General features: G+C 61.4%; 16 protein-coding genes. 13 read left to right on the top strand and 3 right to left on the bottom strand.

All coding sequences use genetic code 11. The features are described from left to right. Window positions 1–275 precede the first annotated feature (275 nt). Window positions 276–1,832 (top strand): helicase HerA-like domain-containing protein, encoded by a 1,557-nt coding sequence (locus tag HAT86_RS11055; RefSeq protein WP_167197320.1) that lies wholly within the window; start codon window positions 276–278, stop codon window positions 1,830–1,832. Window positions 1,833–1,919: 87 nt separating this feature from the next. On the opposite strand, the gene HAT86_RS11050 is transcribed toward HAT86_RS11055, so the two are convergent. After that, entirely contained in the window at window positions 1,920–2,882 is a 963-nt protein-coding gene (locus HAT86_RS11050; RefSeq protein WP_167197317.1) for a phosphotransferase, read from the bottom strand. Between the two features lie 103 nt (window positions 2,883–2,985). Between HAT86_RS11050 and HAT86_RS11045 the strand changes: the two genes are divergently transcribed. The 4 genes from HAT86_RS11045 to HAT86_RS11030 all read left to right on the top strand — a co-directional run bounded on the left by HAT86_RS11045 (window position 2,986) and on the right by HAT86_RS11030 (window position 7,292). Beyond that, window positions 2,986–3,228, top strand: coding sequence for an exodeoxyribonuclease VII small subunit (locus HAT86_RS11045; RefSeq protein ID WP_167197314.1), 243 nt, complete (start codon window positions 2,986–2,988; stop codon window positions 3,226–3,228). A 9-nt stretch (window positions 3,229–3,237) separates the two neighbouring features. Then, entirely contained in the window at window positions 3,238–4,167 is a 930-nt protein-coding gene (locus HAT86_RS11040) for a polyprenyl synthetase family protein (protein ID WP_408015021.1), read from the top strand. Between the two features lie 29 nt (window positions 4,168–4,196). After that, window positions 4,197–6,125 (top strand): 1-deoxy-D-xylulose-5-phosphate synthase, encoded by a 1,929-nt coding sequence (gene dxs / locus HAT86_RS11035; RefSeq protein WP_167197312.1) that lies wholly within the window; start codon window positions 4,197–4,199, stop codon window positions 6,123–6,125. Window positions 6,126–6,218: 93 nt separating this feature from the next. Further along, complete coding sequence (locus HAT86_RS11030) at window positions 6,219–7,292, top strand: PQQ-dependent sugar dehydrogenase (RefSeq protein ID WP_167197309.1); 1,074 nt, start codon at window positions 6,219–6,221, stop codon at window positions 7,290–7,292. Between the two features lie 93 nt (window positions 7,293–7,385). Here HAT86_RS11030 and HAT86_RS11025 read toward each other — a convergent pair whose 3' ends face one another. Further along, the gene (locus HAT86_RS11025) at window positions 7,386–8,390 is read right to left on the bottom strand and encodes a GlxA family transcriptional regulator (RefSeq protein ID WP_167197306.1); all 1,005 of its coding nucleotides are present in this window, start codon (window positions 8,388–8,390) and stop codon (window positions 7,386–7,388) included. Between the two features lie 175 nt (window positions 8,391–8,565). Between HAT86_RS11025 and HAT86_RS11020 the strand changes: the two genes are divergently transcribed. Continuing rightward, on the top strand, window positions 8,566–9,939 hold the full coding sequence (locus HAT86_RS11020; RefSeq protein ID WP_167197303.1) for a class II 3-deoxy-7-phosphoheptulonate synthase: 1,374 nt from the start codon (window positions 8,566–8,568) through the stop codon (window positions 9,937–9,939). A 71-nt stretch (window positions 9,940–10,010) separates the two neighbouring features. Here HAT86_RS11020 and HAT86_RS11015 read toward each other — a convergent pair whose 3' ends face one another. Further along, the gene (locus HAT86_RS11015; RefSeq protein ID WP_167197300.1) at window positions 10,011–10,667 is read right to left on the bottom strand and encodes a PAS domain-containing protein; all 657 of its coding nucleotides are present in this window, start codon (window positions 10,665–10,667) and stop codon (window positions 10,011–10,013) included. 232 nt (window positions 10,668–10,899) lie between these two features. Between HAT86_RS11015 and HAT86_RS11010 the strand changes: the two genes are divergently transcribed. The 7 genes from HAT86_RS11010 (at window position 10,900) to pstA (ending at window position 18,074) form a co-directional block, all read left to right on the top strand. Further along, on the top strand, window positions 10,900–11,790 hold the full coding sequence (locus tag HAT86_RS11010; RefSeq protein WP_331272539.1) for a YicC/YloC family endoribonuclease: 891 nt from the start codon (window positions 10,900–10,902) through the stop codon (window positions 11,788–11,790). Window positions 11,791–11,873: 83 nt separating this feature from the next. Beyond that, window positions 11,874–12,515 (top strand): guanylate kinase, encoded by a 642-nt coding sequence (gene gmk, locus HAT86_RS11005; RefSeq protein ID WP_167197297.1) that lies wholly within the window; start codon window positions 11,874–11,876, stop codon window positions 12,513–12,515. Further along, window positions 12,512–13,042 (top strand): gamma carbonic anhydrase family protein, encoded by a 531-nt coding sequence (locus HAT86_RS11000; protein WP_167197294.1) that lies wholly within the window; start codon window positions 12,512–12,514, stop codon window positions 13,040–13,042. Before gmk ends, HAT86_RS11000 begins: the two co-directional genes overlap by 4 nt. Continuing rightward, window positions 13,039–14,076: a sensor histidine kinase gene (locus HAT86_RS10995; protein WP_167197291.1), complete on the top strand. Its 1,038-nt coding sequence runs from the start codon at window positions 13,039–13,041 to the stop codon at window positions 14,074–14,076. The genes HAT86_RS11000 and HAT86_RS10995 overlap by 4 nt, the downstream gene beginning before the upstream one ends. A 205-nt stretch (window positions 14,077–14,281) precedes the next feature. After that, complete coding sequence (locus HAT86_RS10990; RefSeq protein ID WP_167197287.1) at window positions 14,282–15,313, top strand: substrate-binding domain-containing protein; 1,032 nt, start codon at window positions 14,282–14,284, stop codon at window positions 15,311–15,313. Between the two features lie 69 nt (window positions 15,314–15,382). Further along, window positions 15,383–16,759 (top strand): phosphate ABC transporter permease subunit PstC, encoded by a 1,377-nt coding sequence (gene pstC, locus HAT86_RS10985; protein ID WP_167197284.1) that lies wholly within the window; start codon window positions 15,383–15,385, stop codon window positions 16,757–16,759. 13 nt (window positions 16,760–16,772) lie between these two features. Then, window positions 16,773–18,074 carry a phosphate ABC transporter permease PstA gene (gene pstA, locus HAT86_RS10980; protein WP_167197280.1) on the top strand — a complete coding sequence of 434 codons (1,302 nt, stop codon included), beginning with the start codon at window positions 16,773–16,775 and terminating at the stop codon, window positions 18,072–18,074. The last annotated feature ends 8 nt before the right edge of the window (window positions 18,075–18,082 follow it).

The following is an 18,082-nucleotide window of genomic DNA, read 5'->3' as shown; positions in this document are numbered from 1 at the left end:
GAGACCGCGAGGCCTCTTTTCTTTCGTATCTCCCTGCCGGACTGGCCGACTTAGTAATTGCCCAAACGCTAGGACAGTTATCGCTATCCGTCAACAGGCGAACTGCGACAAACTTGCACAAAAAAGTGCCGTGCCCGAAGGCGCGGCCAGTCTGACAGGGAGGACATGCCCCCGACCCAAGAGGACATGGCGGGTCGCAAGGCAATTTCAGTATGGCGTCAAATGGTTAAGTTTGTATGGTCATTTCGCATAAGGGGTATCTTGGGACAAATCACATGGACAACAGGATTTTCATCGGTGGTGGCGGCAAAGACTATGGCACCAAGCAGGGGCTTGCCCTGAACTACGCCAACCGGCACGGCCTGATCGCGGGGGCCACCGGGACCGGGAAAACCGTCACCCTGCAAATTCTGGCCGAAGGATTCTCGGCGGCGGGCGTTCCGGTGTTCTTGTCTGACGTCAAAGGTGATCTGTCGGGATTGGCCGAGGCGGGCCGCACTGATTTCAAACTTCACACGGCTTTCACCGAACGCGCCGCCACCATCGGCTTTGACGACTATAGCTATTCCGCCTTTCCGGTCACCTTTTGGGATCTGTTCGGTGAACAGGACCACCCTGTGCGCACCACGCTGGCCGACATGGGGCCTTTGCTGCTTAGCCGCCTGATGGACCTATCCGAGGCGCAGGAAGGCATTTTGAACATCGCCTTCCGCGTGGCCGATGAACAAGGCATGCCGCTTTTGGATCTCAAGGATTTGCAATCGCTTCTGGTCTGGGTGGGCGAAAATCGCGGCGATCTGTCGTTGCGCTATGGCAATGTCTCGCCGCAATCGGTGGGCGCGATCCAGCGCCGCCTTTTGGTGCTGGAAAATCAGGGCGCGTCGGACTTTTTCGGCGAACCCGCGCTTGAGCTGGCCGATATAATGCGCACCGATCCTGACGGGCGCGGGCGGATCAATATTCTGGCCGCCGACAAGCTGATGAATTCCCCACGCCTCTACGCCACCTTTTTGCTGTGGCTATTGTCCGAACTGTTCGAAGAGCTTCCCGAAGTCGGCGACCCGGACAAACCCAAGCTGGTGTTTTTCTTTGATGAGGCGCATTTGCTGTTCGACGACGCGCCCGACGCCCTGATTGACAAGGTTGAACAGGTGGCACGGCTGATCCGCTCCAAGGGGGTGGGGGTGTATTTCATCACCCAAAACCCCGATGACGTGCCCGAAGATATTCTTGGCCAGTTGGGCAATCGCGTGCAACACGCCCTGCGCGCCTTTACGGCACGCGACCGCCGGGCGCTGAAACGCGCGGCCGAGACCTATCGTCCCAACCCGCGCTTTGAAACCGTGGACGCGATTCGCGATGTCGGCGTGGGCGAGGCTGTGACCTCGATGCTGGAAGACAAGGGCGTGCCGGGTGTTGTCGAACGCACGCTTATTCGCCCGCCCTCGTCGAAACTGGGCCCGATTGACGACGCAACCCGGCGCAGCGTGATGGCCGCGTCACCCGTCGCGGGTAAATACGACACGGTTCTGGATCGCGACTCGGCCCATGAAATGCTGGCCCGACGCGCGGCCGAGGCCGCCGCGACCGCAGAGCAGGCCGAACGCGCCGCCGAAGAGCAAGCCGTCGCCGACCGTGAATTCAATGCCGCGCGCCGCTATTCTGGAAAACGCGTCAGCCGCTCAACCTCGCGCGGCGCGCCGGACGAGGCTGGCGGGCTGGCCGGATCGATTGGCAAGGCGCTTGCAGGCGTGGTGGTGAAAGAACTCAAGGGCACCACCGGCAGGCGCATCGTGCGGGGTATTCTGGGCGGGCTGTTCAAAGGGCGCTGACCTTGGGTGAAGGGGCAGGGTAGGAGCAAAAGCCAACTTGCTGGCAAGGCAAGATGACACTCCGTTGGTCACCAACGCCGCGAACCGTCACAAGGCCTGTAAATCTTTCAGCAAGGCTGCTGACATCCGCCGCGCGCGGCGGATGCGCGACCCAGACAGGGCGGGGGTTTCAACCCGGATCAGCGCCTCGACCCCCAGCATGAAGGGCAAGATCACCTGCCGTTCGGTGTTGCTCATGCAAAAGCGATCAGCGAACGCGTTCAGCCCCACCCGGTCGACACCCAGATACCGCTGCCCCGACGGGATCATGCCGCGCCGACCCATATGCATCAGGAAACGTGCGATATCCTTGTAGATCGGCGTGCGCGCCGATCCTCCGGTGTCAATCCCGGTCAAGCTGTCCTGACGTGCGATCAAGTTGTTGGGGTGATAGTCGCCATGGCTGATGGCCACACGCCATTCGACGCCGTCCAACCGGCTGGCCAACCGTTCAAGCTGCTGCAGAATGTCCATTTCCAGCGATCTTAGGGCCGCGAAGGGCTGTTTGCGCGCGCCACGTGCGGCGCGTTGCAACCACCCGTCATGGCCAGAAGGCCGCCAGCTTTCGGTGCTTTCGGTGTAGCACCGCAACCACTGTGCCGCCGGGTCCAGCCATTGCGCGCGATCCTGAACAGGGGCCTTCCATAGCAATTGCAGCAGCGGTGTGCCGGGCAACTCTTCAACCGCGATCATTCCATGTTCGGCGCAGTGGTACAGCGGTTCACACACCCTATAGAGGCCTGTGTTCATCTCGGGCCAGATGCGCTGCAATTCGTCCCATTCGCGGGTGGCGGCGGCCTCTTGTCCCGACAGGAAGATGCGCCAGATGCAGGCCCGCCCATCCACATGTCCCCGGCAAACTGCGCGTTGACCCGGCACCAGCCGCAGAATTTCTGCAAGATCGGCCCGTTCCAGCGCCGCCTCTGTGCTGCGCGCCGCTTCGAACCGTTGGGCCACCCCGGTTACAGCCTCCAGATCGGGTAAATTAAACAGCGCACGCGATTTTGTCATGCCCAAACAATCCAGCAGCCTCGCGACCGCGTCAACCGAATTGAACCCGCCCGGCACCCCGGATAAGGTAGGCGCATATTCCTTAAGCTGACAGGGCGCGCTGATGACTGAGACTGACGTAAACGAAATGTCCTTCGAACACGCGATGAAAGAACTGGAACAGGTCGTGGGCCAGCTTGAACGCGGCGACGTGGCGTTGGAAGATTCGATCGCGCTGTATGAGCGTGGCGCAAAACTGAAAAAACGCTGTGAGGCCAAGTTGAAAGAGGCCGAGGAAAAAGTTGCGGCCATCACATTGGACGGCGACGGCACACCGACAGGCACCACGCCAGTTGATGCAGGGTAACCTGCGTTTATGGCAAATTTTACGGCAGTTCCGGCGTTTGACGCACAAGACGACCTGACGCTACGGGATTTCGACACCGCCCTGACGCGGACACAGCAGCTGATGACCGCGGCGAAACGCGATGTATTGGCACCGCACCAAGATGATCTGGCCAGTGCCATGTCCTACGCGCTGTCCGGCGGTAAGGCCCTGCGCGCCTTTCTGGTGCTGGAATCGGCGCGGATGAACCGGGTGGGGTCGGGGGCAGCACTGGCGCCCGCACTCGCCATTGAATGCATCCATGCCTATTCGCTGATCCATGATGATCTGCCGTGCATGGATGACGACGATCTGCGGCGCGGTCAGCCCACCGTGCATCGCAAATGGAACGAACATACTGCCGTGTTGGCCGGCGATGCGCTGCAAACTCTGGCCTTCTGGCTGTTGGCGCAGCCCGAGGGCCCGGATCCTACGACGCAGGTCGCGCTGGTGCGCAGCCTTGCCCGCGCCGCCGGACATCACGGCATGGTTGGCGGCCAGATGATGGATATCAGCGCCGAAACCCGCAAAACCCCCTATAGTCTCGAGCAGATCAAACAGGTTCAGCATGGCAAAACCGGCGCTTTGATCCGTTGGGCGGCCACGTCGGGGGCGGTTCTGGCCCAAGCCGATACGGCAGCCTGGCAAGCGCTGGATCGCTACGGCGCATGTCTGGGGCTGGCATTTCAAATCTGGGATGATGTGCTAGATATCGAAGGTGATGCGCAGGCCATGGGCAAGGCGGTGGGCAAAGATGCCGACCGGGGCAAAGCCACGTTCGTCAGCCACTTGGGGCTGGCCGGGGCCAAGGAATATGCCGCAGACCTCGTGAAACAGGCGTGCAGCGCCCTAGATATATACCAAGAGCAGGGCGACTGCTTGCGCGAGGCGGCCCGCTTCGTTATCTCGCGCGTCAGCTGAGTATCGCCCCAAGGAGGGCACACGCCATTATGTCCACCCGTCCCGAAACACCGCTGTTGGATCAAATCGACAGCCCCGCCGACCTGAAACCCTTGTCTGATGGGCAGTTGACCCAACTGGCCCATGAACTGCGCGCTGAAACCATCGCCGCCGTGTCCGAAACCGGCGGGCATCTGGGCGCGGGCTTGGGCGTTGTGGAAGTGACCGTTGCGCTGCACGCTGTGTTCGAGGCCCCACGCGACAAGATTATTTGGGATGTCAGCCACCAGTCTTATCCTCACAAGATCCTGACTGGACGGCGCGACCGTATGCGCACCCTGCGCCAAAAGGGTGGGCTGTCGGGTTTCACCAAACGGTCCGAATCCCCCTACGATCCATTTGGTGCCGCGCATAGCTCCACCTCGATCAGTTCCGCGCTTGGTTTTGCCGTGGCCCGCGATCTCGGCGGGGCCAGCCCCACCGGCCACGGCGATGCCATCGCGGTGATCGGTGACGGTGCGATGTCGGCAGGCATGGCGTTTGAGGCGCTCAATCACGCGGGCCACCTGAAGAAACGACTGATCGTCATCCTCAACGATAATGAAATGTCCATCGCGCCGCCGGTGGGCGCGCTGTCGTCTTACCTGTCGCGGCTGTATGCCGGGGCACCGTTTCAGGAATTCAAAGCCGCCGCCAAAGGCGCGGTGTCGCTTTTGCCGCCACCGTTTCAGGAAGGGGCCAAGCGGGCCAAGGATATGCTTAAGGGCCTGACCGTCGGCGGTACCTTGTTCGAAGAGCTGGGGTTTAGCTATATCGGCCCGATCGACGGCCATGACATGGACCAGTTGCTGCCGGTGTTGCGCACGGTACAGGCGCGGGCCACCGGGCCGACGCTGATTCACGTGATCACCAAAAAGGGCAAGGGGTACGCCCCGGCGGAAACGCGCCGCGATGGCGGCCATGCTACGGCCAAGTTTGACCTCGCCACCGGTGAGCAGAAGAAAGCCGCTTCGAACGCACCCAGCTACACCCGCGTTTTTGCCGAGGCGCTCTTGGATCACGCGGGGCAGGACGACAAGATTTGTGCGATCACCGCCGCCATGCCCGACGGGACGGGCCTCGATCTGTTCGATAAACGCTACCCGTCGCGCTGCTTTGATGTGGGCATTGCCGAACAACACGCTGTCACCTTCGCCGCCGGTCTGGCGGCAGGTGGGATGAAACCGTTCTGCGCGCTCTATTCCACCTTTCTGCAACGCGGCTACGATCAGGTTGTGCATGACGTGGCCATTCAACGCCTGCCGGTGCGCTTTGCGATTGATCGCGCCGGGCTTGTCGGCGCTGACGGCCCCACCCATGCCGGTGCCTTCGATGTGGCTTATCTGGCCAACTTACCGGGCTTTACCGTCATGGCCGCTGCGGATGAGGCGGAATTAAAGCACATGGTCGCCACCGCCGTGGCACATGATGATGGGCCAATCGCCTTCCGCTATCCGCGCGGCGAAGGTGAAGGCGTTGAAATGCCCGCACAGGGCAAAGTGCTGCAGCTTGGCAAAGGCCGCATGATTCAGACGGGCGGCCGCGTGGCGCTGTTGTCCTTTGGCACCCGGCTGGGCGAGGTGATGAAAGCCTCCGAAGGGCTGCGCGCCCGTGGGATCACCCCCACAGTGGCCGATGCGCGGTTTGCCAAACCTCTGGACGCTGAGCTGATTCTCGATCTCGCGGCCAATCACGAGGCGCTGATCACCATCGAAGAAGGCGCGATTGGCGGCTTTGGCAGCCATGTGGCGCAGCTTCTGGCCGAACATGGCGTGTTCGATCACGGGTTGAAATACCGCTCCATGGTTCTGCCAGATATCTTCATAGATCAGGCCAGCCCAGACGATATGTATTCGGTCGCGGGCCTTAACGCCGTCGATATCGAGGCCAAAGTGCTCGATACCCTCGGCATCGCCCGGCTGGGATCGCAACGCGCCTGACCGACACCGCGCAAGACACCTGAGACCTTGATCACGACACGGCCTGCGCCATCTGCTAGGATGACGTATGGGTATTTGCCAAACGGATGTATCATGTTCAGATTGTTCGCGGTCTTGCTCGCGCTGGCGCTTTTTACCGCGCCGCTGCACGCACAGAAAATCGAGCCTGTCGTTGACGGGCTGACCGTGCCTTGGTCCTTCGGCTTCCTGCCCGATGGCAGCATCTTGATCACCGAACGGTCGGGTCGTCTGTTGCGCCACGATGGCACCGGTCTGCACCCGATTGGCGGGCTTGGCCCGATCGCCGCGCAAGGGCAGGGCGGTCTGCTGGATCTTCTGGTGCCGCGCGATTTCACCGACAGCCGCACCTTGTTTTTCAGCCATGCCCTACCACAAGCCGGCGGGCAGGCGGGCACCGCCGTGGCCCGCGCGCAGCTCTCGGCTGATGCGCAAACCCTGACCGATTGGCAGGTGATCTGGCACATGCGGCCCGGCTCGTCGGGGGGGCGGCATTTCGGCTCGCGTTTGGTCGAAGCGCCCGATGGCCACCTCTTTGTCACCACAGGCGACCGGGGCGATCGCCCCTCGGCGCAGGATCTAAGCCGCGAAAACGGATCCGTTCTGCGGATCACCCGCGATGGCAGCGCACCGGCGGACAACCCGTTTACCGAAACCCAAGGCACCCGACCCGAAATATGGTCCTACGGCCACCGCAATATCCAAGGCGCGGCTTTGGACCTGTCGGGCCACCTTTGGGCCGTTGAACACGGCGCGCGCGGCGGGGACGAGGTGAACCGCATCACCGCCGGGGCAAATTACGGCTGGCCGGTGATTTCCTACGGCACGCATTATTCGGGCGCGAAAATAGGCGAGGGCACGTCAAAACCCGGCATGGAACAACCCGAATTCTATTGGGATCCCTCCATCGCACCCTCGGGCATGATGATCTATTCCGGTGCGCTTTGGCCTGACTGGCGCGGCGACATCTTTATCGGCAGCCTGAAATTCGACTACATCTCTCAGCTTCGCGGCGATCCTCTGCGCGAAGTCGCCCAGATCGGCACGCCTGACACGCTGCGCGTGCGCGATATCCGCGAAGGCCCCGACGGGGCGATCTGGTTCCTGTCTGTCGGCCAAGGCACGCTCTATCGCATGACGCCGCAGTAACCGCGCTCAGCACCCCTTTCATTGTTCCCAAAATACTCCGGGGGAGTCGCGGCTTGCCGCGACGGGGGCAGCGCCCCCAAACCGCAACATCCTTCAAACCGACAGGCGGTTGGATTGGGTGCCACGCTCGCGATAGGGGGTCGTGTTGTAATGCGCCCGGTAGCACTTTGAAAAATGCGAGGGCGACGCAAACCCGCAAGCCAGCGCGACATTGATCACCGTCATATCGGTTTGCATCAACAAGTTGCGGGCTTTTTGCAGGCGCAATTCCATATAATACCGCTTCGGGCTTCGGTTCAGATAACGGCGAAACAGCCGTTCTAGCTGGCGGGTGGACATGCCCACGTCTTTCGCCAGAACCGAAGGGCTGATCGGCTCTTCGATATTGGCTTCCATCATCTGAATCACTTGGCTTAGCTTCGGGTGCCGGACGCCGATCCGGGTGGGCACGCTCAGCCGTTGGGTATCCTGATCGGTGCGGATGGATGAGTAGATCAACTGATCGGCCACCGCATTGGCCAGTTTTTCACCGTGGTCATCGGCAATCAGTTTCAAAAACAGATCAATCGACGATGTTCCGCCTGCCGTGCTCATCCGGTTGCCATCGACCACAAACACCGACTTGGTCAGTTCCACCTCGTCGAATTCTTCAATGAAACTGTCGTGGTTTTCCCAATGCGTTGTGGCGCGTTTGCCATCCAGCAGCCCGGCCCGCGCCAAGCTGTAGGCCGCTGTGCACAGGCCCGCCACCTTCAGCCCGCGACGGGTTTCGCGCCGCAGCCAGTTCAACAATCGCTTGGTGGTGGCGCGCTGCACATCCGCACCACCGCAGAGCACGATGGTGTCATCACGGCTTAACTCGTCCAGCCCCATATCCAGTTCAAACACCGCCCCCGCCGAACTGGTGATCCGGCGATCTTCGGTGTCACCGGCCAGTTTCCACGTGTACAAGTCGTGATCCGACATCCGGTTGGCGATCCGCAAACTGTCAATCGCGGCGGCAAAACTCAGCAGTGTGAAATTTTCAAGCAAAACAAAGATGAACCGGCGCGGTGTTGTCGGGGCATCAATTTCGATTGTCGGTGTGGTGGGTTTCATGGTCGTTCGGCTTTCGTTGCACGCGTTCCGCGTGGTGCGACACTACGCGCGATTCTGTCGTTTGACAAAAGTCAGACGCTTGCTTTTGCGTCAAGTCCCGCAAATCATATATGGTGTCCCGATCCACGGTTTTGTATAGCAATGGTTCCGAAGCCTCATATCCCGGAGACATATAATGACGACGACATGGCAAAAATCCGACTGGCGCGCCAAACCGCGGGTCCAGATGCCGGACTATACCGATCCCGCCGCCTTGGCCGAGGTCGAGGCCCGTCTGTCGCAGTATCCGCCGCTGGTGTTTGCCGGTGAGGCGCGCAGACTCAAGCGTGAACTAGGGGCCGCGTCGCGCGGCGAAGCGTTCTTGCTGCAAGGCGGGGATTGTGCGGAAAGCTTTGAGCAGTTTTCAGCCGATGCAATCCGCGACACGTTCAAGGTCATGCTGCAGATGGCGATGGTGCTGACCTACGGGGCCAAGGTGCCCGTGGTGAAGGTGGGCCGCATGGCGGGCCAGTTTGCCAAACCGCGCAGTGCACCCACCGAAACCGTCAATGGGCAGGAACTGCCCAGCTACCGCGGTGACATCATCAACGAATTGGCCTTCACACCCGAGGCACGCAGTCCCGATCCCTCCAAGATGCTGCAAGCCTACACGCAGGCCGCCGCCACGCTGAACCTGTTGCGCGCGTTCTCCACCGGCGGTTTTGCCGATATCAATCGTGTGCACTCGTGGACGCTTGGCTTCACCGATGATGAAAAGGCCGCCAAATACCGCGAAATGGCCAGCCGAATTCAGGATACGCTGGATTTCATGGCCGCCGCTGGCATGACGGCTGAAACCCAGCATGAACTGGGCAGCGTCGATTTTTATACCAGCCACGAAGCGTTGCTTTTGGAATACGAAGAGGCGCTGACGCGGCTTGATTCCACCTCTGGCAAATGGTTGGCAGGTTCGGGTCACATGGTCTGGATCGGGGATCGCACCCGCCAACCTGACGGCGCGCATGTGGAATTTGCCCGCGGCGTGATGAACCCCATTGGCCTGAAATGCGGGCCGACGATGGAAACCGATGACCTCAAACGCCTGATGGCCACGTTGAACCCCGAAAACGAGGCAGGGCGCCTGACGCTGATCGCCCGGTTCGGGGCGGGCAAAGTGGGCGATCACCTGCCGCGCTTGATCCGCACCGTCGAATCCGAGGGTGCGAATGTGGTTTGGGTCTGTGATCCGATGCATGGCAACACGATCAAATCGGCCACCGGTTATAAAACCCGGCCGTTTGAATCGGTGCTGCGCGAAGTGCAGGAGTTCTTTGCCATCCACCGCGCCGAAGGCACCACACCCGGCGGTGTGCATTTCGAGATGACCGGACAAGACGTCACCGAATGCACCGGCGGTATGCGTGCGCTGAGTGATGAAAACCTGTCCGATCGCTACCACACGGCCTGCGATCCGCGCCTCAATGCCAGCCAGTCGCTTGAACTGGCCTTTCTGGTGGCGGAAGAGCTGTCAAACTTGCGCAATAGCCGTCAGGCCGCACAAGCGGTCTGATTCGGTGCAATCCCGGCCAAGCCAAATAAAAAGGGGCCAAGCGGCCCCTTTTTAATATCACCACATCCGCCTCAGTCGGATTTGACCAGCCGCAAATAAGGCCGCTCACTGCGTGAGGGTGGCCGCGCGTCGGGCCGCGACGCGGGTGCTTTGGGTGTCGTGAAACCAGTGCCCGACAGCCCATCTTGGCGCAGGGTGACCACACTAACCTTACTGCTGGTGATCGCAAACCGGCGCGGCGCGCGGCCCAAGGGCCCGTCGGTCACCAAACAGCCCAAACAGCGCGAGATATCCCCAAGGTCGCTGCGCAGCGGCATCAGCACCATACGCGCTGCCAATGGTGCCTGACCGCGCCCGGCCTCGGCGGTCAAGCGCAAATCGACGGTCGCGGGCGCGTCGAACAGATCAACCAGAAGATCGGCCAGCCGGTCGCGATCGGCGGGCAACAGAAAACTGCTCAGCGGCATCCCTCGCACTTCCATGCCCATCAGATCGGTGAGGTGGTTGCCAGCGATCCGTAAGCGCGCCAGACCGGGAGCGATTCGCTCGGCCACGAAGGCCTCGGCCAAGAGCGGCTCGATCCCGCGCGGGTCAATGTCCGAACGGCGCGGCACATCGCCATCCTTGCGCATCGCGCTCCAATAGCGGCGAAAGGCCTCGATCTCGCGGGCGCGCAAACCACGCATTTGACCGGCCCACCCGGTAATTGTGTTCATATCCTTGATCATCGGCTCACCTGATACTCTTGTTAACATATACGCATCTTTGAAAGTGATGGCACCGCCTGCGCCACATCCTTGACATAATCTGCCACAATTCGGGCGGGTTTTGTCTAAAATTCTGCGCAATTGGTTAACCCTTGTCCGACCAATCGCGCGTCGTGGCAACACTTGCCACCACAAGGCCGGTTGGCTAGGACAAGACGTGCAAAGGATTGGCCGAGCCATAAGGGGATACCGCGTGCTTTATTCTATGACGGCCTTCGCCTCGGCCACCGGAACCTGTCAGGGCTATGGCTGGACATGGGATTTGCGCAGCGTGAACGGCAAGGGGCTGGACCTGCGGCTGCGCGTGCCTGACTGGATCGACGGGCTTGAGGCCGCGATCCGGGCGCGTCTAGGCAGCGCCATGACGCGCGGCAATGTCAACCTGTCGCTGCGCGTTCAAAGCGAAGATCGCACAGGGCAATTAACCCTCAATACGGCGACGCTTGAAGATATCCTGTCGGCCATGGCGCAGGTCGAGGCCCGCGCGATGGAAACCGGCGTGACGCTTGCGCCCGCGACCGCCGCTGATCTGCTGGCGCTACGCGGTGTCTTGGACACCACAAGCGCGGTGCAGGACACCACCGGCCTGCGCGACGCGTTGTTGCAAGATTTGGAGCCGGTGCTGAACAGCTTTCTAAAGATGCGCCAAGGCGAAGGCGCGGCGCTGGCTGCGGTGCTGTCGGACCAGCTTGAGCAGATCGCGGCCCTGACCGATCAAGCCGCGCAAGCGGCGAATGCCAGACAAGCCCGCATGGCCGACACGCTGCGCCGCCAACTGGCCCGCGTGACCGATCATAATGACGCGGTGGCGCCCGAGCGTGTGGCGCAGGAATTGGCCGTGATCGCCGTGAAATCCGACGTGACCGAAGAACTGGACCGGCTGCGCGCGCATATCATCGCGGCACACGCCTTGTTGGAACAAGGCGGCCCGGTGGGGCGCAAACTGGATTTCCTGACACAAGAGTTCAACCGCGAGGCCAACACCCTGTGTTCCAAGGCGCAGGACAGCGGGCTGAGCGCCGTCGGGCTGGAATTAAAAGCGGTGATCGACCAGATGCGCGAGCAGGTTCAAAACGTGGAATAAGCGACCAACGTCGCACGCGCGGGGGGCCAGCCCCCCGCACCCCCCGGAGTATTTCGGGAACAATGAAGACAAGGGACAGACCAATGACAGAGCGGCGCGGCCTATTGATCATTCTCAGCTCGCCCTCGGGGGCGGGCAAATCCACGCTGACGCGGCGGTTGCGCGATTGGGATCCGACACTGGGGTTTTCGGTCTCGGCCACAACCCGCACCCCGCGCGAAGGGGAAGTGGACGGAACGGATTATCATTTCATGACCCAATCCGCGTTTCAGCGACAGGTCGCGGAGGGCGACATGCTGGAACATGCGCATGTGTTCGGAAATTTCTACGGCTCGCCACGCGGACCGGTGCAAAGCTCTATCGACACAGGCCGCGACGTGTTGTTCGATATCGACTGGCAAGGCGCGCAACAAATTCAGAACTCGGGGCTTGGGCAGCATACCTTGTCTATTTTCATCCTGCCGCCCTCGATCCGGGAATTGCACCGCCGTCTGGTGACCCGCGGGCAAGACAGCGACGAGGTGATCGCCAAGCGCATGCGCAAAAGCTGGGACGAGATCAGCCATTGGGCCGAATATGATTACGTGCTGATCAACGACGATCTGGACGCCACGTTCGAGCGGCTGAAGATCGTGGTCGAGGCCGCGCGGCTCAAGCGCATCCAGCAACCCGGTTTGAACGCCCATGTCAAACAGCTTCATCAAGAATTCGAGGACACGCTATGACCCTGTATGCACTTGACGGCCACGCGCCACAGATCGCCGATGACACTTGGATTGCACCCGATGCCAACTTGATCGGGCGCGTTGTTTTGGAGACCGCGGCCTCGGTCTGGTTCGGGTGCACCTTGCGCGGTGACAACGAGCCAATCGTGATCGGGCAGGGCAGCAATGTGCAGGAAAACTGTATCATGCACACCGATATGGGCTTCCCGCTGATCATCGGCGCGGGCTGCACCATTGGGCACAAGGTGATGCTGCATGGCTGCACCATCGGCGAAAATTCCTTGATCGGGATGGGCGCCACGGTCCTGAACGGGGCCGTGATCGGACGCGATTGCCTGATCGGGGCGGGCGCGCTGATCACCGAAGGTAAGGAAATTCCCGATGGTAGCCTTGTCATGGGGGCACCCGGCAAGGTGGTGCGCCAGTTGGATGATGCAGCCATCGCAGGCTTGCGCGCCTCGGCGCTGCATTACCAGCACAACATGCGCCGTTTTCGGGACGGGTTGACCGACATCCAAGGGTCATGACCGAGGGCAAGATATCAACCCTGTTGCAGGCCATCCCGTTGCCATCGGTGTTTATCGGCCGCGGTGAGCGCATTCTGGGGGCCAACAATCAGGCTTTGGCCCTGCTGGGGCAAAAGATCATTGGGCGGCACTTCATTACCGCATTGCGCCAACCCACGGTTCTGGACGCGATCGAAGGCACCCTGCGTGACGCCAACCCGCGCAAAACCCGGTATCTGGGCACCGATGGCGCCCAAGACACCAGTTTCGTCGTCAGTGTCAGCAAGGTGGAAACCGATCTGGGGCAGGGTGCGCTGGTCTGCTTTGAGGATGTGACGCATCTGGAACAGGCTGGCCAAATGCGGCGCGATTTCGTGGCCAATGTCAGCCATGAATTGCGCACGCCGCTGACTGCGCTGATGGGATTTATCGAAACATTGCAAGGCCCGGCACAGGGCGACCCGGCTGCGACCGAACGGTTTTTGACGATCATGATGGCCGAGGCACAGCGCATGGAGCGGCTGGTGCGCGATCTGCTGTCGCTGAGCCGGGTCGAGGCCGAAGAACGCGTCCGCCCCACCCATCAGGTGGATCTGCGGCACGTGATCGAAACCGCGCTGCATGGTCTGCGCCCGTTGGCGGACAACGCCGAGGTGTCTTTGATGACCGATCTGCCCGAGACCCCGGTGATGATCCCCGGTGACCGCGACCAGTTGATACAGGTGGTGACCAACCTGACCGAAAACGCCATCAAATATGGCGGGCAGGGCGGGCGGGTTGATCTGGCCTTGTCCATTACAGAGCGTGTCCCGCAGTTGCGCGGGCCGGGCGCCATCCTGTCGGTGCGCGACAGTGGACCGGGCATTGACGCGCTGCATATTCCGCGCCTGACCGAACGCTTCTACCGGATCGACACGCATCGGTCACGCGAACAGGGCGGCACCGGGCTGGGGCTGGCGATCGTCAAACATATCGTGAACCGTCACAGGGGCCGATTGCGGATCGAATCGCAGCCCGGCGAAGGCGCAGAATTTCGAGTGATTCTGCCGCTTTGACGCGTGCCATGGTCTGTCACTTGTGCCCCAGACCTTCATTCCAGACAGAAAAAACAAAATCTGACCATATTTTAAGCCAAACCGTCGGTCCGTCATAAATCTGTTACAAATATTTAACAAAAGCGTTGCTGACACCGGATAGCACCGCGACAAGAGGTTCCCTCCGGGGGCCTCGGAAACGGATCAGACCAATCAGGAGTTTTCCATGCCGTCTTTTAAATTGACCGTCTCGACACTGGCCATCGCCGCAGTCTCGGCCACCGCCGCTGCCGCGCGTGACGAAGTCCGCCGCGTCGGCTCGTCCACCGTGTTCCCCTACACGCAGGCCGTCGCCGAGAGCTTCGCCAACAATACCGAATTCCCGTCGCCCATCGTTGAATCCACCGGCACCGGTGGCGGCATGCAGATCTTCTGCGGCGGCATCGGCGAAGACTACGCCGACATCACCGGCGCGTCCCGCTCGATGAAGCCGTCCGAATACGCGCTTTGCGTCGAAGGCGGCGTGACCGACATCACCGAAGCCCGCATCGGCTCGGACGGTTTGACCATCGCGATCTCGCGCGACAACGACTTTGCTTGGGACATGTCTCTGGCCGAAGTTTACCTTGGCCTTGGCGCGATGGTGCCGGTCGACGGTGAGTGGGCAGATAACCCCTACACCAGCTGGGACCAGGTCAACCCCGATTTCCCCGCAGTCGAAATCGAAGTTCTGGGCCCGCCGCCGACATCCGGCACGCGCGATGCCTTCGTCGAGCTGGCGATGGTTGCAGGTTGCATGGAGCTCGACTATGTCGCGCAGAACCATGACGAAGACTGGGCCGAAGAGAACTGCGCGCGCATGCGCACCGACGGACCGTTCATCGAAGCCGGCGAAAACGACAACCTGATCGTTCAGCGCCTGCAGGCAAACAGCAACGCGATGGGCATCTTTGGCTACTCCTTCCTGTACGAGAACCAGGACACGCTGAAAGCCGTCACCATCGACGGCGTCGAGCCGACCCCAGAGACGATCGGCGACACCTACTCGATCTCGCGTCCGCTGTATTTCTACATCAAGAATGCGCATCGCGGCGTGATCCCCGGCTTCGAGGAATTCTTGACCGAGTACATGTCCGACGACGCTCTGGCGCCCGGCGGCTACCTGCAAGAACGCGGCTTGGTCGTGCTGTCCGATGAGGCCCGCGAAGAGCTGCGTGAGCGCGTTGCGAACGGCGTGACAATGGACCCGATCAAGTAATCGCGATCCCAACCAACGCGACTGCCCGGCATCTGCCGGGCGGTCCTTCATTTTAAGAGGTCGGATGCCATGACTCTCGCGCCTTTCGTCATTCTTCTGTTCGCGGCCTTCGTCGGCTACGCGATCAACCTTCGGGCGGCGCAGGCCATCCGGGCCGACGGCGTCCGGCTGCATTCGCTTGAGAGTTTTCACGGACTGTTTTCACTGCTGATGGTGATCGTGCCGGTGCTGACACTGGTGCTGATCTGGCTCGCTGTCGAAGGCGCGGTGATCGACGCCCTGCTCATGGCCTCGCTGCCGGCCGGGGTGTTGGATGGTCTTGGGTCGGGGGCGATCCAGCTGATCGGCGCCGAAATCCGCTCCATCGCCGGGGGCCGCGTATTTGGCACACCAGATGACTGGAAGCTTGAGGCCGCTGAGCGGCTGATCGGTTATCGTCAGGCGTCAAGCTGGCTTTTGATCGTGGTCGTGACCGGCGTGTCGGCAGGCATTGTTTATTTCGCACGTGGCCGGGTCGCATCAGGCTTCCGTGCCCGCCAGAGGGTTGAGCGGATTACTCTTGGCCTGATGATCTTCTGCGCGGTGGTGGCAATCTTCACCACGGTCGGAATTGTGGCGGCGCTGACCTACGAAACGTTCAGGTTCTTTCAGATGGTGCCGGTGACCGAGTTCCTGTTTGGCCTCAACTGGGAGCCGCAGATCCCGATCCGCGAGGACCAGATCGCCGCAGAAGGCGCGTTCGGCGCGGTGCCAGTGTTCCTCGGGACCATCGTTATCGCGACCGTCGCGCTAGTCGTGGCCGTGCCGGTGGGCCTGATGACAGCGATTTATCTCAACGAATTCGCGCCACACGCCTTCCGCAAGACAGTCAAGCCGGTGCTCGAAATTCTTGCCGGCGTGCCGACGGTTGTCTATGGCTTCTTCGCGATCCTGGTGGTCGCACCCGCGCTGCGCCAGTTCGGCGCGTCTGTCGGGCTCGACGTGTCGGGCAATACCGCGCTTGCGGCGGGCGGCGTCATGGGCATCATGCTGATCCCGTTCATCTCCTCCTTCGCGGACGACGCGTTGTCGGCGGTGCCGCAAAGCCTGCGCGACGGCGCGCTGGCGCTTGGCGCAACGCGAGGCGAGATGATGTTGAACGTGCTGTTTCCCGCGGCCATCCCCGGCATCGTTGGTGGCGTCCTTCTGGCCGTCAGCCGCGCCATCGGCGAGACAATGATCGTGGTTATGGCCGCAGGCCTGATGGCGCGGATGACGATCAACCCGCTGGACAGCGTGACTGCCGTCACGGTGCAGATCGTCACCCTGCTGATCGGCGACACCGCCTTCGACAATCCCAAGACTCTTGCCGCTTTCGCCTTGGGCATGATGTTGTTCATCGCGACACTGGTGATCAACATCTTTGCCCTGCGGATCGTCCGCAAGTATCGTGAAATCTACGATTAAGGATCGCACGCCAATGACCGACACGACCCCTTCCGAAGGCCGCCAGCCCCGCGCGTCCGCAGGCGAAGCAGTGCGCAACAGCCTGGCCCGCCGCAACCGCAAGCAAATGGTGTTGCAAGGCTTCGGCATCGCCGCGATCGTGTTCGCGATCACGATGCTGCTGATCCTGCTGACCTCCATCATCGGCAACGGCTACCACGCTTTCACGCAGACCCATGTCGAGCTAGATGTCTTCATCGACCCTGAGGAGATCCCCGAAGAGGGCCTGCCGCGTGGCGATTACGACGATGTCCTCGCCGTGGCGATGGGCACGCATTTCCCCGATGTAGACCTGAGCGACCGGATCGCCACACGCGAGCTGACCTCGATCCTGTCGAACGGGGCGCAGTACATCTTGCGCGATAAGGTGGTGGCGGATCCGTCGCTGATTGGGCAGACGATTTCGGTGAAGGTGCCGGTGTCGGACCCCTATGACCAGCTGCACAAAGGGCTGGTGGAGCGCGACACCGAGGAGCAGTTCCGCCGTCTTGACAATGACGCCATCGACCGCTTCGACCGGCTGGACGATCTCGACCTCGTGTCGAAGCCGCTCAATACCGGTCTGATCACCCAAGCCGACTCGCGTTTTCCGGAATTGGCGGGCTTGAAGGGCGCGCTTGTCGGATCGTTCTGGGCGCTGCTGACCTGCTTCGTTATCTCTTTCCCTCTGGGCATCGGCGCGGCCATCTACCTAGAGGAGTTCGCGCCCAAAAACCGCTGGAGCGATCTCATAGAGATTAACATCAACAACCTCGCTGCCGTGCCTTCGGTCGTGTTTGGCCTGCTGGCGCTCGCGGTTTTCATCGGCTGGTTCGGGCTTCCGCGCTCCGCACCCTTCGTGGGCGGCCTGACGCTGGCCCTGATGACAATGCCCACCATCATCATCGCCACCCGCGCCGCGCTGAAGGCGGTGCCGCCCTCGATACGCGAGGCTGCCTTGGGCGTTGGGGCCTCCAAGAACCAAGTGGTGTTCCAGCACGTTCTGCCGCTGGCCATGCCGGGCATCCTGACCGGTACGATTATCGGGCTTGCTCAGGCTCTGGGCGAAACCGCGCCGCTGTTGCTGATTGGGATGAACGCCTTCATCACCTCGGCCGCCTCGTCGCCCTTCGACAGCGCCACGGCCTTGCCGACGCAGATCTTCATCTGGGCCGACAGCCCCGAGCGCGGCTTTGTCAGCCGCACCTCGGCGGCGATCATGGTGCTGCTGATGTTCCTGATCACGATGAACGCGATCGCGATCTACTTGCGCAGCAAATTCGAACGCAAATGGTAATGAAGGAT

This window comes from Roseovarius gahaiensis (assembly GCF_011601345.1).
GTDB classification, from domain to species: Bacteria; Pseudomonadota; Alphaproteobacteria; order Rhodobacterales; family Rhodobacteraceae; genus Roseovarius; species Roseovarius gahaiensis.
This window is presented reverse-complemented; position numbering and strand designations above follow the sequence as displayed.

Coding starts and splice junctions, on each gene's coding strand:
- HAT86_RS10995 (WP_167197291.1), top strand. CDS start 13,039: ATGACCGAGGGCAAGATATCAACCCTGTTGCAGGCCATCCCGTTGCCA.
- HAT86_RS11040 (WP_408015021.1), top strand. CDS start 3,238: ATGGCAAATTTTACGGCAGTTCCGGCGTTTGACGCACAAGACGACCTG.
- HAT86_RS10990 (WP_167197287.1), top strand. CDS start 14,282: ATGCCGTCTTTTAAATTGACCGTCTCGACACTGGCCATCGCCGCAGTC.
- HAT86_RS11055 (WP_167197320.1), top strand. CDS start 276: ATGGACAACAGGATTTTCATCGGTGGTGGCGGCAAAGACTATGGCACC.
- HAT86_RS11030 (WP_167197309.1), top strand. CDS start 6,219: ATGTTCAGATTGTTCGCGGTCTTGCTCGCGCTGGCGCTTTTTACCGCG.
- HAT86_RS11020 (WP_167197303.1), top strand. CDS start 8,566: ATGACGACGACATGGCAAAAATCCGACTGGCGCGCCAAACCGCGGGTC.
- HAT86_RS11000 (WP_167197294.1), top strand. CDS start 12,512: ATGACCCTGTATGCACTTGACGGCCACGCGCCACAGATCGCCGATGAC.
- HAT86_RS11025 (WP_167197306.1), bottom strand. CDS start 8,390: ATGAAACCCACCACACCGACAATCGAAATTGATGCCCCGACAACACCG.
- pstA (WP_167197280.1), top strand. CDS start 16,773: ATGACCGACACGACCCCTTCCGAAGGCCGCCAGCCCCGCGCGTCCGCA.
- pstC (WP_167197284.1), top strand. CDS start 15,383: ATGACTCTCGCGCCTTTCGTCATTCTTCTGTTCGCGGCCTTCGTCGGC.
- HAT86_RS11015 (WP_167197300.1), bottom strand. CDS start 10,667: ATGATCAAGGATATGAACACAATTACCGGGTGGGCCGGTCAAATGCGT.
- dxs (WP_167197312.1), top strand. CDS start 4,197: ATGTCCACCCGTCCCGAAACACCGCTGTTGGATCAAATCGACAGCCCC.
- HAT86_RS11045 (WP_167197314.1), top strand. CDS start 2,986: ATGACTGAGACTGACGTAAACGAAATGTCCTTCGAACACGCGATGAAA.
- HAT86_RS11050 (WP_167197317.1), bottom strand. CDS start 2,882: ATGACAAAATCGCGTGCGCTGTTTAATTTACCCGATCTGGAGGCTGTA.
- gmk (WP_167197297.1), top strand. CDS start 11,874: ATGACAGAGCGGCGCGGCCTATTGATCATTCTCAGCTCGCCCTCGGGG.